This window comes from Candidatus Defluviilinea proxima, from assembly GCA_016721115.1.
Classification (GTDB): domain Bacteria; phylum Chloroflexota; class Anaerolineae; order Anaerolineales; family Villigracilaceae; genus Defluviilinea; species Defluviilinea proxima.
Map to the genome: position 1 here is coordinate 25352 of JADKIW010000001.1, position 16993 is coordinate 42344.

14 protein-coding genes are annotated in these 16993 nt (G+C 51.0%); all 14 read right to left on the reverse strand.

The window, feature by feature from the left end:
- Positions 1 to 5: 5 nt before the first annotated feature.
- The gene (locus IPP66_00160; protein MBK9923682.1) at positions 6 to 1346 is read right to left on the reverse strand and encodes a NarK/NasA family nitrate transporter; all 1341 of its coding nucleotides are present in this window, start codon (positions 1344 to 1346) and stop codon (positions 6 to 8) included.
- 89 nt (positions 1347 to 1435) lie between these two features.
- A complete protein-coding gene (locus tag IPP66_00165; protein MBK9923683.1) occupies positions 1436 to 2773 on the reverse strand; it encodes a NarK/NasA family nitrate transporter in 1338 nt (445 codons plus the stop codon).
- A gap of 27 nt (positions 2774 to 2800) precedes the next feature.
- The gene (gene narI / locus IPP66_00170) at positions 2801 to 3478 is read right to left on the reverse strand and encodes a respiratory nitrate reductase subunit gamma (protein ID MBK9923684.1); all 678 of its coding nucleotides are present in this window, start codon (positions 3476 to 3478) and stop codon (positions 2801 to 2803) included.
- Positions 3471 to 4025, reverse strand: a complete 555-nt coding sequence (locus IPP66_00175; protein MBK9923685.1) for a molecular chaperone TorD family protein — start codon at positions 4023 to 4025, stop codon at positions 3471 to 3473. The genes narI and IPP66_00175 overlap by 8 nt, the downstream gene beginning before the upstream one ends.
- Positions 4026 to 4028: 3 nt before the next feature.
- Complete coding sequence (gene narH, locus IPP66_00180) at positions 4029 to 5531, reverse strand: nitrate reductase subunit beta (protein ID MBK9923686.1); 1503 nt, start codon at positions 5529 to 5531, stop codon at positions 4029 to 4031.
- A 44-nt stretch (positions 5532 to 5575) separates the two neighbouring features.
- A complete protein-coding gene (locus IPP66_00185; protein MBK9923687.1) occupies positions 5576 to 6559 on the reverse strand; it encodes a hypothetical protein in 984 nt (327 codons plus the stop codon).
- Positions 6560 to 6624: 65 nt separating this feature from the next.
- Positions 6625 to 10257 (reverse strand): nitrate reductase subunit alpha, encoded by a 3633-nt coding sequence (locus tag IPP66_00190; protein MBK9923688.1) that lies wholly within the window; start codon positions 10255 to 10257, stop codon positions 6625 to 6627.
- 102 nt (positions 10258 to 10359) lie between these two features.
- Complete coding sequence (locus IPP66_00195; GenBank protein MBK9923689.1) at positions 10360 to 10941, reverse strand: cytochrome c; 582 nt, start codon at positions 10939 to 10941, stop codon at positions 10360 to 10362.
- A gap of 19 nt (positions 10942 to 10960) precedes the next feature.
- Positions 10961 to 11284, reverse strand: a complete 324-nt coding sequence (locus IPP66_00200; GenBank protein ID MBK9923690.1) for a hypothetical protein — start codon at positions 11282 to 11284, stop codon at positions 10961 to 10963.
- A 348-nt stretch (positions 11285 to 11632) separates the two neighbouring features.
- Positions 11633 to 12283 carry a response regulator transcription factor gene (locus tag IPP66_00205; protein MBK9923691.1) on the reverse strand — a complete coding sequence of 217 codons (651 nt, stop codon included), beginning with the start codon at positions 12281 to 12283 and terminating at the stop codon, positions 11633 to 11635.
- Position 12284: 1 nt separating this feature from the next.
- On the reverse strand, positions 12285 to 14189 hold the full coding sequence (locus tag IPP66_00210) for a type IV pili methyl-accepting chemotaxis transducer N-terminal domain-containing protein (protein MBK9923692.1): 1905 nt from the start codon (positions 14187 to 14189) through the stop codon (positions 12285 to 12287).
- Positions 14190 to 14725: 536 nt separating this feature from the next.
- On the reverse strand, positions 14726 to 15418 hold the full coding sequence (locus IPP66_00215) for a histidine phosphatase family protein (GenBank protein MBK9923693.1): 693 nt from the start codon (positions 15416 to 15418) through the stop codon (positions 14726 to 14728).
- 114 nt (positions 15419 to 15532) lie between these two features.
- Positions 15533 to 16477, reverse strand: a complete 945-nt coding sequence (locus IPP66_00220) for a hypothetical protein (GenBank protein ID MBK9923694.1) — start codon at positions 16475 to 16477, stop codon at positions 15533 to 15535.
- 113 nt (positions 16478 to 16590) lie between these two features.
- Entirely contained in the window at positions 16591 to 16983 is a 393-nt protein-coding gene (locus tag IPP66_00225) for a cupin domain-containing protein (GenBank protein ID MBK9923695.1), read from the reverse strand.
- Positions 16984 to 16993: the final 10 nt, after the last annotated feature.

Consider the following 16993-nt stretch of genomic DNA (forward strand, 5'->3'; position numbering starts at 1 on the left):
ACTGCTCAGGCGGGGTCAGATGCGGCATCATGGAAATCCAGTTGGTGTTCCAATGTAGGCGAAGCCTTTTGCAGGAGACTCATCACCGTGATGTGCAACCAGCCAAAGCTGACGGCGGTGATCACGAACATGAGGAAGAATGTGGATTGAGGAATGAACGTCCATTTTTGAAAAGCGGCGAACATGGGCGGCAGGAAGAACCCACCGAGCGCGCCCAACATGCCGACCAACCCACCGACTGCGCCGACATCTTTCGGAAAATATTCGGGGATATATTTGTACACGGCGGCTTTGCCAACGCCCATGCAGATGCCGACGATGAACACCCAAAAGGTGAACCAAGCAACGTTCATTGAAAATGCAAACGCTTCACGTTGACCGCTGGGATCAACACTGGTTGGAACATCGAGAACAATTTTCGCGCTGGGCAATGAGAGGAAGAAGCAAGCCACCAACATCACACCGAAGACCCAGTACATCATGCGGCGTGCGCCAAATTTATCGGAGAGATAGCCGCCCAATGGTCGCAAGAGGCTTGCGGGGAAAATGAACAACGCAGTCAACAATGCGGCGTGTTTCAATTCCAATCCGTATACGTCCACATAATATTTGGGGAGCCAGACCGAAAGCGCAACGTATGCGCCGAACACCACCACGTAATACAAACTGAATCGCCAGACACGAACGTACTTCAACGGCTTAAGCATTTCTTTCATCGGGCGATCTGCGCCAGGTTTGATATCCTGTTTCGGCGTGAAGACCCAGATGGCAACGGCAGTGATGCTCAATAGGATGCAATACATAAACGGGACGAAGCGCCAACCGCCTGGGATGAATCCGCCTGCCAAGCCGACTGCTGGAACTGCGGCAATCAACGCGGGACCGATCAGCTTCGTCACAGATGCCCCAACATTTCCCGCGCCGAAGACTCCCAGTGCAAATCCTTGTTGCGTGCGTGGAAACCAGGCTGAGTTCCATGAAATGCCAATCGAGAAAGCGTTGCCTGCCATCCCAACGAAGAACGCCCAGATCATCAACTCGGTGTACGTGTTGGCTTGACTGACCATGTAGGATGGAACAATGGTCGCCAATACCAACAACGTGAAGACGATCCGTCCGCCAAAACGGTCAGCCAGAATGCCAAACAGCAGACGCCATAACGAGCCGTTCAAAATAGCAATGGCGGCGAGCCAGCTTAACTGTACGTCGGTCAACCCAAATTCCTTGCGGATCGGAATTCCCAATACGCCGAACATCAACCAGACGGCGAACATCAATGTAAAGCCGATGGTGGAAAGCATCAGGACGCTGGATTTATTTTTTTGATTTATATTTTCTGCGGTCATTAATATATGTCTCTTTCAAAAATGAATGGGAATCCGAAAGTTCTACTTTCGGTGTTTCCTGAAGTAGAACTTCAGGAGTCCGCAATCAATTAGGATGGTTTTTCACAACCTTTGCGAGTGTAGTACCACCAGTTGATGGCGGTGGCGATGACGAAGAAAACTACGGTGCCGTAGAAAAATGGCAATGGAGAACCTGTGTTCGTGATCGAAGAACCGATCAGCGTGGAGAAGATGAACGGTCCATACGCCGCAATTGCCGCTGTCCAGCCGATGACGCCTGCGCTTTGACGGGGTGAGTCAGCGAAGATGATGGGATATTGTCTGAAGGTGGCGGCGTTGCCGATGCCTGTGAAGAGGAACAGGAACAACATGAAGGCGACGAAGAGCGTGAACTGATCCAATGAGGTCGGTGTAAACAAACCGAGGAACGCCATCGCCAGTGTGCCGATAATCAAGGCGATGCCTGTGATGTGTGTCAGAATGGCGCCGCCGTATTTGTCAGCAACGGGACCAAACACAATGCGAGCCAGTGAACCGATCAACGGACCGAGGAATGCGTATTTCAATGGGTCGGGTGCGCCTTCAAAAGACCCATAGAGTGATTTAATCAACAGGGGAAAAGCAGCAGACAAACCTGAGAAAGAACCGAAGGTCATCACATAGGTGATCGTGCAAAACCACGTGTGCTTCATCCCGAAGATATCCATCTGTTCTTTGAAAGAGGCTTTGATGGGCACACTCTTCAAATACATCCATGCCAGAACGCCCATGATGATGAGGAAGGGCACATAGATGAAAGCGGCGTTCTGAAGCCAGACGGACTTGGTCGCGTCTTTGACGGTCATGGTTTGTGAGCCGCCTGCCAATGTGCCGACAGCCGCAAAGCCGATGATCCACGGGGTGAGGAATTGGGTGAGGCTGACGCCGAAGTTGCCGATGCCCGCTTGAATGCCGAGCGCAGTACCTTGTAATTTTTTCGGGAAGAAGAAGCGTGTGCTGGGCATGTAGGAGGAAAAGTCACCACCGCCGAAGCCCGCTGAAAACGCCAGCACCATGAACAACCAGAACGGCGTATTCGGATTCATCACTGCGAGACCGATACCGACGCAGGGAATTAATTTCAGGAATGTGGTGATGGTGATGACATGTCGCGAACCATATACTGGGATGAGGAACGTATGCAGGATGCGGAGCGTGCCGCCAGCCAGACCAGGCATTGCCGCCAGCCAGAATAATTGCATCGTGCTGAATTTGAATCCGATCTGTGGCATACGCACGACGATGCCGCTCATCATGAACCATGATGCGAAGGATAAGGTCAATGCAAGCGTTGTGATGGTCAACGTGCGCCAGGCGATCTTACTGCCTGTCTCTTTCCAGAACTCGGGGTTTTCAGGTTCCCATTTGGTAAGCCAGGTATTATCCATTTTTGTTTGTCTCCGTGAAGTAGTAAGTTACGAACTGGCTTTCCGCCGAGTCCAGATGACGAGTTGGAAGCGCCGCCACAGATATGAGAGCGGGAAGGTTGCGATATGCACCAGTCTGCTGAACGGCATCAGCGCGAATAACAGGAAGCCCGTGAGGAAATGGAATTTATGCGCAAGCGGCATGGCTGTGACATATTGCGGTGCAGGTTGGAAAAAAGCCAGCGAGTTCATCCAGGGTGTGGCGGTATGCAGAAACCACGTCGCGCCCCAGCGATAGGCAAAGGCAAGCACGAGTCCAAAGAAGACCTGCCCGAACAACAAGCTCAAGATGATCCAGTCCACGGGCGTGGTGACAGCTCGAATTTTGGAATTGGTAAGCCGCCGATAGAGCATGATGCCTGCGCCGACCAAAGCCATGATGCCTAAAACTTTGCCAGCCAGTTCGGAGAGATAAAGCAATTCGGGTGTGCTGTGCAAAGCCGCCATCACTTTTGGAATGGCAAAGCCTGCCAGGTGGATGAACGTGGTCGGAAGGATGCCGTAGTGCCAGAGTGTGGAGCCCCAAAACTGCAAGTCGTTTTCGAGGAACTGTGAAGACAGGCTCGTGAATGAATATTGATTGGTCAGGTAACGATAGATCGTCCCGACGATCCCGATGGCAAGCGCCACATAAGGGAATACGACAAAAAGTAGAATATCAGTCATGACTCAATTCCTTTTCAGGGGTGCGGACAAGAAACAGTTGAAGCGCCGAGAGAAGCCCAAAGTATGGGTTCTCGGATTCCTCACCGAAGACTTTCAACATTTTTTCCAGCGCGGGCATGATGCCATCGTTGATCAACGCCTGACAGAACTCGTCCTGTCGGTTGGTTGCATCTAATCCAATAAAACGCAGGACAACCGCCAGGTTGTCTGGCAATTCCTGCACAGCGGAGTAGCCGACGCCGTGATAGGCTTCGTTCAACTGCGCCATGAAGGCTCCGCGTTTATAACTTTCGCCAAACAACTGATACCCAAGATAGGGATAGCAGACGGGTTGCATGTCGAACGTGGTGGTGAACAGTTCCCGCATCTTTTCCAGGGACAGTTGGTCGAGCTTGCGAACGAATTTTTCCAACGCCTCAGCGGATTCGGGGGAAAGCGGCGTTAGTTGTTCGAGCAATCGTCCTGCCTGCTCTGTCATTTCGGAGGCAGGATATTCCAACAGCGCGGCGAACGAGTCAAATAACAAGGAGGTTGAATCTTTAGACATGGCTTACAAACCTCTCTGCGGACCCTGGCGTTTACCGAAGCCAGTCTCTGCCTTGCGTTGTTGCGGATCGTGCGTCTCTTCGATGTCGCCTTCACGGCTGTAGGGCGGGATGACAAACCGTTCCTGATACGTGGGCAGGGATGTCAGGCGATAGATGGCTTCCGCTTCTTCGGCGGTCATGCCCGCTTTAGCGAGCGCGGCGGCGGCTTGTTCGGTCGTCACATCGCCGACAGTTTCAGCGCGTTTGTAGAGACGGACAGCGATCATTTTCTGATAGGACTTGATGACCAGTTCGTCATTCCCTGCCGCCAACGTGCGCGACATGTAGCGGACAGGCACGCGGGCATTCTCCAGTGAACTGAACAGATCGGTTTCCACGCGCTGGGTGCCGTTTTCCTGAGTCGCATTGAGGACGGGCAGAAGCGGAGGCACATAGAACAACATGGGGAGCGTGCGGTATTCGGGATGAAGCGGCAGAGCCAGTTCCCATTCTTTGACGTAACGATACACGGGTGAGTTTTGAGCGGCGGTGATCACACCGTCGGGTATGCCGCTTTCTTTTGCGGCGGCAACAACTTTCGGGTCGTGAGGATCGAGGATCATCTCCCGCTGACGCTGGACGAGTTGCTCATCAGGCACTTTAAGGGCATCGGTAATCTGGTCTGCGTCATACAGCAAGACACCCAGATAACGGATACGTCCGACGCACGAATGGAAACAGGCGGGGGCTTGTCCCGTTTCGAGGCGCGGGTAGCACAGAATACATTTTTCAGATTTGCCAGTGGACCAGTTGTAGTAGGTCTTTTTATAAGGGCAAGCCGAGACGCACATACGCCAGCCGCGACACTTGTCTTGATTGATCAGCACCACGCCATCTTCGGCGCGTTTATAGATCGCACCCGATGGACACGCCGCGCCACAAGCCGCATTCAAACAGTGGTTGCAGATGCGCGGCATATAAAAGTAAAAGAGTTGTTCGATGGAAAAGAGGCGTTGTTTTTCCTCCGCGCTCATGTTTTTGAGTAGTGGGTCATTGACCGCGTAAATATTCGAACCGCCGAGGTCGTCATCCCAGTTGGGACCTGATTCGATATCGATGGGCTTGCCGTCAATACGCGAGATGGGACGCGCCGTCGGCTGGTCATCGCCGAGCGGGGAATTGAACAGGTCGCTGTAGTTGTACGTCCACGGTTCGTAGTAATCATCCATCGTGGGCATGGCGGGGTTGGAAAACAAATTGCCGAATGTCTGCAAACGGTTTTGGAGTTTTAATTTCAGGGTGGGGTCCTTGGGCTTGTCCTCAAGTTCCCAGCCGCCGTGATATTTTTCCTGGTCTTCCCATTGCGTGGGGAAACCGACGCCTGGCTTTGTCTCCACATTGTTCCACCACATATACTCCGCACCTTGACGGTCGGTCCAGATGTTTTTACAGGCGACACTGCATGTGTGACAGCCGATACATTTATCGAGATGGAATACCATTGAAACTTGTGATCGAATTTTCATAATGTTATGTCCTATTTTGGTATGAATATTTCATGCGCTATTTTCTACGGTTGTTTAGGAAGCAACATGGCTGTATATACCCATTGGGGGTTTGGGGATAATGTCATCATTGGTATGGCGTCAGGAGCAGGATTCGAAATGCTGACAACAAAGACGAACTCTGTTCCTTCTGGAAAACTTGCTGCGGGAACATATTGCATCAAGTATCCTTTCTCGTCCATTTCTACAGTCCAGGAAGTTTGATAGTGATAATCATCAATTCCCCAGCCTAGCGAAGTGTAGAACAAAACCTCTACAATCTGAGATGGAGCAAAGCCAGCAAAAAAGATTTGCACATCATCGCCTTTTGCTAGTGATGTTGCACACATCGCCTCAAAATCCCTATAGACTCCGCCGCCGCCAACAAAAACTCGGGGGGCGTTGTTAATATTAAATTCACCAGTAGCTGTATAGCTGCTACTTGAAATGTCGAAAGCGTATTTTCCTGGCGATAATGTTTGGAGCGAATCCAGACAATAACGTTCGCCTGGAACAACTTGCTGAACGAATGTATCGGCGCTTCCATCTGGCTTTCCAAGAGTAATGTCGATTGCTTTGGCTTCGTTCGATTCACCTGCCTCACACAGGAACAACACGGGATATTCGAGGTAAACGCCTGTAATCGCGGGCAAGTCTGGGTTTTTGATACAGGGTCCGCGTCCCCCACCATATGGACGCAGGATCGTTGTCTCTATGCTCATATTGTGTGGAAATGTAGCCGATGTTTGGAAAATATCACCAGGAAGCAACTCCACTTTGGGAAAATCAGGATACTCAGGAATTTCGATCGCCAGTGTGGGCGGCAAAGAGGTTGCTGTTGGAACTGGAACCGTTTGCGCAGAAATCGATGTTTCCTTCGGTGATTCTGTTTCTGCAGGCGGACTGCCAGGCGTAAAAGTCTGGCAAGCCAGGCTGATCATCGCCATCAATAAAACAGTCAGAAACAAAGGATTTTTCTTGATAATGCTCATAACGTTGTGTCTTTTCATGTTGGCAAACCTACTAATCTTTGGCTATACTCTCGAATAAACCCGCAATGGCTAATTTCACGCCGTTAAAACTCAGGTTTCCCTGGCAACTTGCGCACCAATATAAACGTGTCGCGGTTGACACCAGTTGGACCCCAGTAGTTGAATGCGTAGGTGAACTGTCCGTAACCACCGACCATCAACGATGGCTTGAGGTGAACGCGCGTGGGACTGTTATGTCCGCCTGCGCGTTTGTTGCCGCGCATCGGCGATTTGGGCATACTCACTGTCCGTTCGGGGGCGTGATAAAGGATGCAGATACCCGATGGGATGCGCGCGCTGACGATGGCACGCGTCACCGTGACGCCGTGATCGTTATAGGCTTCGACCCAATCGTTATCTACGACACCGATTGCTTTGGCATCCTTCTCGCTGAGCCAGAGCGGTTCGAGTCCGCGCGAGAGAGTCAACATGCGGTCGTTATCAAAGTAGTTGGAATGGATGTGCCACTTGGCATGAGGCGTCAGGTAATTCAATTGGATGGTCTTGCCTTCGCTGTGACTCTTGTCCAAGTCACCAAATGCCAATGGATCGGGGCGCGGCTTGTAAGTCGGTAGATGTTCGCCATACGCCAGATAACCTTCGTGATCGAGATAAAAATGTTGACGTCCAGTCAATGTGCGCCACGGGACGAGCCGTTCCACATTGAGGGTGTACGCGGAGTAGGGACGTCCATCCGTCATGATGCCCGTCCAGATGGGACTGTTAAGCAGACGTTTCGGTTGTTGAGTCAAATCATTGAAGGTCACGCGTGAGGCGCGAGTTGGTTCCGCGAGATCAGTCAATTTGAGTCCCATGCGTTCTTCTTCCGCCTGGAAGGCACGATACGCCACTTCCCCATTCGTTTCGGGAGCGAGATGCAAAATGATGTTCGCCGCATCGCGCGCAACTTCCAACGAAGGATACGTCTGACCATTCCATGTGACGGTCGGTTTGCTATCCAGCAATTGCTGATACAAGTCGCCCACTTCCATGTGAATGCCGTGGACGGCAAGCCCTTCCTTCTGCACCTTGGGTCCAAGCGAAACGAAACGCTTGCCCAAGTTAACATAATCACGCTCGGTCACCACAAAGTTCGGCATGGTCACGCCAGGGATGGCTTCGCACTCGCCTCGCGCCCAATCACGGATATGTGTCTGCGCCATCTCGGCGGGCGTGTCATGTTGAAGCGGCATCGCAACCAGATCACGCACGGGTTCGGGGAAATGTGTCGGCGCCAGTTCGCTGAATTTTTCTGCCAATATTTTGAAAATGTCCCAATCGCTTTTTGATTCCCATGAAGGCGGCACAGCGGCGGCAAGCGGATGAATGAACGAGTGCATGTCGGTGCTGTTCAAATCATCTTTTTCATACCAACTCGCCGTCGGCAAAACGATATCCGAATACAGCGCCGAAGTATCCATGCGGAAGTTGATATCCACCACCAGGTCAAACTTGCCTTCGGGCGCTTCATCTCGATATGTCACTTCATGGAAGTGGCTCTTGTCCACTTCTTCCGAAATGATCTGATGATGTGTGCCGAGATAATGCTTGAAGAAATATTCCTGTCCCTTCGCGCTGGCGTTCAACGCATTGCCGCGCCAGATGAACCACAGACGAGGCCAATTTTCGGGAGCATCAGGATCTTGCACGGCGAATTTCAATTCGCCTGACTTAAGTTGATCAACCACCCATTGACGAATTTCCGCATCCGATTTCGCCCCAGCCTGCTCCGCTTTTCTGACAATTTCCAGCGAGCTGATATTGAACTGCGGATACGACGGCAACCAACCCATCCGCACCGCGCGGATATTTGCGTCGAGCGTGTGTTCCTGAGTCATGTCTCGGTTGTGTTCGCTGTCAGGACGGGAAACAGGTTGAGGTTCCGTATAGGTGCGCTCATATCGCCATTGATCACTGTTGATGTAATGGAAGGAAGGCGAGTTCATTTGGCGCGGCGGCTTCTGCCAATCCAACGCAAAAGCAATCGAAGCCCACGGCGCCATCGGAGCCAATTTTTCCTGACCCACATAATGATTCAACCCGCCGCCGTTGCGTCCCACACAACCCGTCAACATCAACGTGCCGATGCAGGCGCGATAAATTAAATTGTTGTGATACCAGTGATTGACGCCCGCTCCGATGATGACCATGCACTTGCCTTCGGTCTTGACGGCGGTCGTCGCCCACTCGCGTGCAAATTGAATCACCGTCTGTCGGTCAATGCCTGTGTAGCGTTCCTGCCAGGCAGGCGTGTACGAAAGATTCTCATCGTCATAATCAGCGGGATAATCACCCTCAAGTCCGCGACCCACACCATATTGCGCCATCAATAAATCATAGATGGTCGCAACAGCAACTTTGCCATTTACAGTTTCAATATATCGAACTGGAATGTTGCGCTGAAAAGATTTGCCCTCACCAAATTCAGCAAACGATACGGAGAGCTGATCGCTGGATTCGCCAAAGAACGTGAGCTGTGAGCGAATCTCACTTCCATCCAGACCGTCTTTCGGCTCGAGGTTCCATTGACCTTTCTGCTTCTGCCAGCGGAAGCCGAGACTGCCCTGCGGCATACGCGGCTCATTGCTAATTTCATCCCAGACCAAAAATTTCCATTCGCCGTTTTCCACGTCACGCGTGCGTTCCACATGTCCAGCGCGGATCATTCTGCCTGGTACATACTTTCCATCCGCTTCATTGAGTTCCACAAGGAAAGGCGCATCGGAGTATTGACGCAGATAATCTAAAAAGTAAGGTGTCGGGTTCTGATAATGGAATTCATTCATGATGACGTGATTGACCGCCATCCAAAATGCGCCATCCTGCCCTGCGTTGACAGGAACCCACCAATCGGCATACTTGGCAACCTGATTGAAATCGGGCGCAAAGACCACCAGCTTCGTCCCGTTGTGACGCGCCTCAGCGGCGAAATGCACATCGGGTGTGCGCGTCATGCTCATGTTCGAACCGACCGAAGCGATGAACTTCGAGTTGAACCAGTCGGCGCTTTCTGCCACATCCGTTTGCTCGCCCCACACTTCGGGGCTGGCTGGCGGCAGGTCGCTGTACCAATCATAAAAACTCATGCTCACCGCTCCCAACATTTGCATGAAGCGGCTTCCGCCCGCATAACTCAACATCGACATGGCTGGGATCGGCGAGAATCCGATGATGCGGTCGGGTCCATATTTCTTGATCGTATACATCGTAGACGCGGCGATGACCTCCGTCACTTCTTCCCAACTGGTGCGACGGAACCCACCCTTGCCGCGCGCCTGATGAAAAGCCTTACGCCCCGCTTCATTCTCAATGACAGCTGTCCACGCTTCGACAGGGTCTTTGTGCTCCTCTTTAGCTTTGCGCCACAAATCCATCAACACGCCGCGCATGTACGGATACTTGACTCTGATCGGGCTGTACTGATACCAGGAGAAGGAAATGCCTCGTTGGCAACCGCGTGGCTCGTAAGGCGGCAATCCAGGTTGCAGAGTGGGGTAATCCAACGCCTGCAATTCCCAGGTAACAATGCCGTCTTTGACGTAGATCATCCACGAACAACTGCCTGTACAGTTAACGCCATGCGTGCTTCGTACCACTTTATCGTGTTGCCAGCGATTGCGATAAAACTCTTCCCACTGGCGGGCTTGCGGGTTTGAAATCTCTTCAATCCAGTTCATAATGTCTCCTTGAAAACCCGATGGGGTTCCTTTATAAGGCTTGGCAAAACTCTGTTTTTTGACCACGGTCTGTGGTCAGTGGTTCTGCGCAAGTCTTGCTTTCTACTTCCTGATTTCCGCTTCGGCTTGCTTGACCAACGCCGCACGGACTCTCCGTAAACGGTTGCGATAGATAAACCCAAGTACGATAGCGGCGCCAATCGTGCCAAGAATGCTGATGCCGAACACCAACAGTTCCTTGTCCGCTTCGGGTTGCCCAACGGATGATTTCATGAAAGCGAGCAAGTCGGCTTGCTCCCCTTCTGTGAGGGGATCAGTTTCATATATAGGTTTCATCACTGGCGAGATGACCGATCCCGTATTCGAGAGAACGCCAACGATTTCCTCATCACTGCGCTCTGTGGATACGTCGGTCAGGTTGGGTCCTAGCGCCCCGCCGCCAAGGATTCCGTTATCGCCCACGCTATGACATCCCATGCAGGGTGGACCTTCATGCTCGAAGTGGGCATAGCCCATAAATAACTTCCGTCCGTTTTCAACATCCCCAGCCGCAATGGCTTCGGCGGAAGCAGGTTGGGCTATCTCTTGCTCAGGCGCGGCTCCGCACCCAACGAGCAAGAATAGAAGAAACACAATGGACAAGAGAGGTATTCGTTCTTTCAATTTGCCGTTTCTGTTTATCATGGGTTATGCAAACTCCTGGCTAACTGTTTTTGGATTTAGATCCGTTCGCTTCCTGTGTGCGGTTGGCACTGTTGCGAATGGTTTCAAGCAGATTGTCGCCGCGGGCGGGCAATGTGTGCGTGGAAACGATTCGAAAGACGTTCTCGCTCAGCCCCGTGCGGATCACAGAAAGTTCCGAGTATTGCTCGATAATGGATCTGGTCAATTCATCCGCGGTCTCGCTCTGCAAGTTCTCATCCGCAATAACAACGACGGACGGCTTCGCTTCCAGCAATCGCTCACAAATATTCGGGTCGCCTAATTTCCATGAACCGATCAGCTCAATATCTTTTTCTGTGCGCAAAATCATCTCCAGGCTTTCGCCGAAGAGGTTCGTAGAGCAGATCAACAGAACTCTATGCTTTGACATGGTCGTATGTGATAAATAGAACAAAGTCTGCCCCAAGGTTAATTGGAATCACGGTGCAATCCCATCCTCCCCCATCCCGCAATTGGAATGAAAAAAGAGTGATTATCAAATCACTCTTTTTCAAAAAGAATTAGTTCTTCTGGTATTAACTACTCAGCCACAGATCATGTCGCTGCGAGGCGCTCTTGGTTTTGCCGAAGCAGTCTCCTCGTAATAAGAGATTGCTTCGGCGGGAAGAACAAAAGCCCGCCTCGCAACGACATGCTGAATTGTTACTCTGCTTTACAAAATACCCTTGGCTTGCGCCGCCCTCGTCGCCTCACGCCGTGTGGACACGTGTAACTTCGACAGGATATTGCGTATGTGTGTCTTGACCGTATTCAGGCTGATGTTCAACGTGGTGGCGATCTCTTTATCCGTTGCGCCTTTGGATGCTTCTACTAATACCTGCTGTTCCCGCTCGGTCAGCCCGCTGTCATCTTCTTTCTCAGACACGCTGCCTTTGCTCAACCGCCGAAATTCCGAGAGGACGCGTCCCGCAAGACTTGGCGATATGGCGGCTTCTCCGCGTAATGCGCCGCGCAACATCTCCAGCATATATTGTGATTGAATATCTTTCAACAGATAACCTTGAGCGCCATTCTTAATCGCTTCGAAGAGCATGTTGTCATCCCCACGGACGGTCAACATGACAATGATCGTCTCAGGCAGAATCTGTTTAATTTGCCGCACCGCTTCAATGCCATCCATGCCCGGCATTTGCACGTCCATTAAGATCAGGTCAGGTTTTAATTCCTGCGCTTTGACAAAGGCTTCCAATCCATCATTGGCTTCACCCACCACTTGCATATCAGGTTGGTTGTTGATGATGCCTGCCAACCCCTCACGAAAGAGGGCGTGGTCGTCAGCCAGTAATACACGGACTCGTTCCATCTTAATCTCTTTCCTCCACAGACCACATTAATGTGACGCGCGTTCCGCTTCCAGGCATGGATTGAAGTTCAACTGTCCCGCCAATATGTTTTGCGCGCGCCTGCATGATCTGCAAACCGAAATGTCCACTGGGCGCGGGTTGGGATGTATCGAATCCATTTCCATCATCTTCAACGGTCACGAAATAATTTTCATCGCTGCGCCCCACATGCACGCTGATTTGTTTTGCATGTGCATGTCGCGCCGCATTGATCAACGCCTCACGCGTGATGTTGTAAACCTGCTCGGCGATTTGCGGAGAGCAATCAGGCGCAGAGTCTGTGTCAGAACGCCAGACCGATTCCAAGTCATGTTGTGAGGCGATTTCGTCCAGTGTGTCATGCACGCGTGTGCATAAATCCTTCGCTACAGGTGTATCATCCATCAACTTATTGATCGCGCGGCGCACATCGCTTGTGGCTTTGCTGATCGTTGCGCGAGTTTTATGCAAACGATCAAGCGCAGAAGTTTCCTGCCCATCGGAAAGAAATTCGACAACCTGATCGGTCATCAAGCCGAGATAACTGAGCGTTTGCCCAAGCCCATCGTGCATCTCTGCGGCAACGCGGCGTCGCTCCTCAAGAGTTGCCACGCGTTCGGCTTGCGCAAACAAACGTGCATTTTCCAACGCAATCACGGCGACGTTTGCGAGCTTGGTTAACATATCTGCTGACTCTGCGGCGAATTGATTTTGCGCGGGGCTTCCCACGCACAACGCGCCGATCACGCGATTGCCAATGCGAAGCGGCGCCGCCAAATGGCTGGTGCGATATTCATCGGACAACATGCGGCATCCGCCCTGGCACGAACCCACGCCGCAGATCATCGCGCCATCACCCGCCAACACGGCATCGGCAAAATCATTGTCGGCGCGCATCGTGTCCCCAACCACCGCATGTTTCGGACCGCTCAACGTTTGAAGTTTCAACCAATGCTGGCTTTCATCCACGAGGCACAACGACGCCACCTCACCGCCTAACAACGTCCGCGCCTTTTCAGTGACAGAATTCAACACCTGTTGAATATCAAGCCGCGAAGAAATTTCACGGCTGACTTCGTTGAGCGTTTCGAGTTCACGTGTGCGTTGGGCAACGCGTTGTTCGAGCGTGGCATTCCATTGGATGAGTTCTTCATGTGCGACGTGGAGACGGGATCGCATTTCATCGAACGCTTGTGACAACGTCCGCATCTCTTCTGGACCTTCAACCTGAATCGGCGCATCTAGCTGATTCTCCCCGAGTCTTTTTGCCGCCAAAACCAAATCGTCCAACGGCTTGAGCAGGGAGCGGCGCGTCATCCATGCGCCCACTGCGAGCAACAGCATTGCGAAAACTAAAAATACAACTTGAATGATACGTAAGCGATTCACCTTGGCGGTTGAAGTCGCTTCATATAAACGCACCACCACATCGGCTTTTTGAACCAAGTCATCGGATTGTCCTTCCAGGGTGACTTGCAGTGAAGCGGAAGAATCCATCGCGTCCAAAGTGGAACGGTATTGGCCCCAACTGGACTCTACATCACGCAATGCTTTCTGAATCTGTGCATCACTTGCCGCTGGCAAATTAACGACACTATCCGCTAGATACGGCGCGCTTCCCCCATGTTGCAAAGCAGATAAGGTCTGGCTAAAGATTTGTTCAGATTCCTTCAACGCCGCAGGCGCAGACTCATCCCCATCCTGCAATTGAAACGACAGCCGCGTCATCTGCTGAATCAACATCCGCTGACGTCCCGCTAGGTTGATAACCAGCGCATCCTGTCCCTGAGTCTGCAAACCCCAATAGGTGACGCCAACAGAGACGAGCACAAGCGATGCAAAAGCTATAAAAAGCAAGATAAGCTGGGTTTGAAGTCGTTGGATCATTGTGAAAGAATTTTTTGATTATAACATTCGGAATGGAGTGAAAAATCGGGTTTGCCCAACGCGGCATATTCAGGTCTATGGTTCTATAGGGGTTTGAGATTTGCCCTCAAATTTAACCTCCTATTTCTAACAGAGCATGAAAAATATGTCCGATTGTGTGTATCCCTGCCCCTCAGGGGTTCATATACCCTATTTGATCAATTACACCCTAACTATGCTAAGGTGTAATTGTTTTTTAGATATTTATCCTAGACTTCTTCTATCGACACAACGGAAAGACCTGTTAGCCACAACAACTAAAATTTAGCAATTGCAGAGCCTGTTATGTGGCCGAATAAGACAGGTGCCGTTGCCAATTTTCCGCCTTACAACCGAAATCGAATCTGTCCTACGGGGTACATATCTGGTATACGGGTATAAGTTTCGCCCGGTGTTAGTACCTGCCGCAAATTAGCTCAAGCCTATACGCCACTCCCCTGCTTTTCAAAGCAGGGGAGTTTTTTATTAACCACTCTATTCCATGGTGAAAGACTACATCAATTCTTCTTATCTGGTGGCTTGTCAAAAATCATTACTTTTTCAGTCGGATGGACTTCCTTGGCAACTTCAACAGTTGCTGTTGGGGGCTGTGTAGTAACGATCACAGGGCTTAAATGTTTTACATCGTTTACCGCTAAAAGTTCTGCTCGATTGCCTTCCACTTTGAATCTTGTTAAGGAACAATTACTAACGGTGGTTCGCCACCAACGCCAACGCTTCTCAGGGAAATACCATGAAAGCGCTGCCGAGATCACACCAGCATGAGCAACTACAGCCACGCGTTGATCTGGATGTTTGGTTAAGATATCCAATAACACCGCTGAAACGCGTCCTTCGATCGGCCATCGAATCGGCATCCCTACCCGTGCATCTAGATAATCTTCGACAGGATCAAAAATCGAAAGAATTTCCATGAGCACCAATGTTGGCATCTCGAAGAACATTAATTCCTGTACACCTGGCCGCAATTCCGGGTCTAGCCCGATCTTTGCCCCGATGATCTTTGCAGTTTCCTGTGTGCGACGCAGGGGACTTGAATAAATGCCATCGAGATGATTTTCAGGAACGCTAAAATATTGCCCCGTCTGGGTAGCCTGCTCTTGCCCAAGGGATGTCAGGGGTGCATGATAGTAGTCCCCGTTTACACGCACAGCATTGCCGTGCCGGATGAGAATGAGTTCTGTAGTCAATTCACATAACCTCCCGAATAGTCAGTACTATTGCAGTGTGATGCCTTAAAATTACGTTCAGAAATTTCTTTAATAATGGCGAAGAGGTTGCAATCAGCCCAACGGCGGTCATCACTATGTTGTGAGGTGTTCCCCTATCGCTGTATTGGCCGCACCGCCTATGATCGCAAGGGCACGAGGGTGAACTTGGGCTGTGACTGGACCAATGTCAAGAAGCACACCATCGGCAAGCACCGGCATGGGTGGGTCAGAATGGATATTCACTCGCTTGATGCGGTAATGCTTGACGCGAATATCATCTACTGCACCACCAGTAGACTGCATGGCGTAGGAGATCAGGTCCAGTTTGCTCATATCGGAAAAAACAAAAACGTCAAGTCGGTTGTCGTTCCAGGATACATCGGGGGAAATTTGAAAGCGCGGTCCAATATAAGGCATATTGGCAATCAACACCATGTATGCACTCATATCGATCCGCTTATGTCCATCAAGAATCATTCGCAGACGTGACGGTGTTGAAGAGACAACTGTGGACAATAGATTCACAATTTGTGTCAAATCGCCATGTTGGACACTGTCGGCAAACGGATATATATCGGACAAGAGTCCCAATGTTGCATCTTCTAGGAACCAACGGCTTGCCCGTCCATGTCGCATTTTTCCAACATCAATCTTTAGTCGACGTCCCTCGCGCAGAAGCGTCACAGCACCCGGAATTGTGCTTGGAACACCCAAGTTGTAGGCTAAATTGTTTCGCGTACCGATGGGAATAATGCCAAGAGTTGCAGATCTGCCTATCATGGCTCCTACAACGCTATCAATGGTACCGTCACCACCTGCTACAACAACCAGTTTGATGCCTCCCTTAATTGCGCTATGGATAATGGCTTCAATTTGACTCTCCGGGCGCACCATATAGACCTCTGGCAAAATATACTGGTTTTGCATCTCGTTAAGGATTTCAGCGAGCTGATGTGGCGATTCATCCAACCGACCCGATATTGCGTTAAAGATGAGCTTTGCCCTAAGCGGGCGACGGTTGGCTATTTTTTCTGGCATATTTACTTCCTCGAGAGATCCTCTTTCATGATCACCAGACATCGAAATCGGCAATCGTTTCGACTATATAGTCGAAACGATTGCGAGACATATCCCAGCGTTCAGCCAGATTCTTATTCCGTCGTTTTACCGTCGAAGTGTTCGTTATCCTTTTCCGCTTCGGCGTGTGTATGGTGGATAACGCCATCTCGATGATTAGGCGGTGAATAGAGCGTATAGAGTTTCATTGGAACAGTACCGGTATTGATGATGTTGTGTTCCGCTCCGGCAGGCACGAGCACAGCGAATCCCGCGCTGATCGCTGTGCGAACGCCATCCAAAACGGCCTCGCCCGTCCCTTCCTCCACCCGAAAGAACTGATCAAGTTTATGCGTCTCCATCCCGATCTCCTCTTTTGGCTTCAGCGCCATTACAACGAGCTGACAGTTCTTGGCGGTGTAAAGCACCTGGCGAAAATCTTCATTCTTGACTGCGACACTTTCGATGTTTTGTACATAACCTTTCACGGTAACTCCT

Bases quoted from the DNA above. Each gene is read 5' to 3' on its own strand.
- IPP66_00160 (MBK9923682.1), bottom strand. From the start codon at position 1,346: ATGACCGCAGAAAATATAAATCAAAAAAATAAATCCAGCGTCCTGATG.
- IPP66_00165 (MBK9923683.1), bottom strand. From the start codon at position 2,773: ATGGATAATACCTGGCTTACCAAATGGGAACCTGAAAACCCCGAGTTC.
- IPP66_00195 (MBK9923689.1), bottom strand. From the start codon at position 10,941: ATGATAAACAGAAACGGCAAATTGAAAGAACGAATACCTCTCTTGTCC.
- IPP66_00185 (MBK9923687.1), bottom strand. From the start codon at position 6,559: ATGAAAAGACACAACGTTATGAGCATTATCAAGAAAAATCCTTTGTTT.
- narH (MBK9923686.1), bottom strand. From the start codon at position 5,531: ATGAAAATTCGATCACAAGTTTCAATGGTATTCCATCTCGATAAATGT.
- IPP66_00210 (MBK9923692.1), bottom strand. From the start codon at position 14,189: ATGATCCAACGACTTCAAACCCAGCTTATCTTGCTTTTTATAGCTTTT.
- IPP66_00175 (MBK9923685.1), bottom strand. From the start codon at position 4,025: ATGTCTAAAGATTCAACCTCCTTGTTATTTGACTCGTTCGCCGCGCTG.
- narI (MBK9923684.1), bottom strand. From the start codon at position 3,478: ATGACTGATATTCTACTTTTTGTCGTATTCCCTTATGTGGCGCTTGCC.
- IPP66_00190 (MBK9923688.1), bottom strand. From the start codon at position 10,257: ATGAACTGGATTGAAGAGATTTCAAACCCGCAAGCCCGCCAGTGGGAA.
- IPP66_00205 (MBK9923691.1), bottom strand. From the start codon at position 12,283: ATGGAACGAGTCCGTGTATTACTGGCTGACGACCACGCCCTCTTTCGT.
- IPP66_00220 (MBK9923694.1), bottom strand. From the start codon at position 16,477: ATGCCAGAAAAAATAGCCAACCGTCGCCCGCTTAGGGCAAAGCTCATC.